The sequence below is a fragment of the Psychrobacter sp. TB20-MNA-CIBAN-0197 genome (genome assembly GCF_040309765.1).
GTDB classification, from domain to species: Bacteria; Pseudomonadota; Gammaproteobacteria; order Pseudomonadales; family Moraxellaceae; genus Psychrobacter; species Psychrobacter submarinus.
Genome location: NZ_JBEOPC010000720.1, coordinates 1 through 266, shown reverse-complemented (window position 1 = coordinate 266; position 266 = coordinate 1). Strand labels below are relative to the sequence as shown.

The 266-nt window shown below is 65.0% G+C and carries 1 pseudogene; it reads right to left on the bottom strand.

Annotated features, from left to right (window positions below):
* A pseudogene (locus AAEY83_RS15705) lies at positions 1 to 266 on the bottom strand (patatin-like phospholipase family protein); the annotation flags it as partial.

Here is a 266-nt window from a genome sequence, read left to right as displayed (position 1 = left end):
CAGCACATCTTGCAGACGCTGCACCGAAGCGCGGCGCCATGGCAGGGTCTTGTCGAACCAGCCGGGAATCACTCGATCGGTGAAGTGCGGATAGAGCACGATACCGTCGCCGCTGTAGGGCAGGTCGAGGTGGTAGTCGAGCAAACCGCCGTCACGGAACGTACCCGCGCCGGCGCCGGGCAAGTCGCGTACGCCTTCCATGACCATCGGGATCGATCCGGAAGCGAGCAGGGCCTGGCGCAGGTTGCCGGTGTTGAGGGCAACGA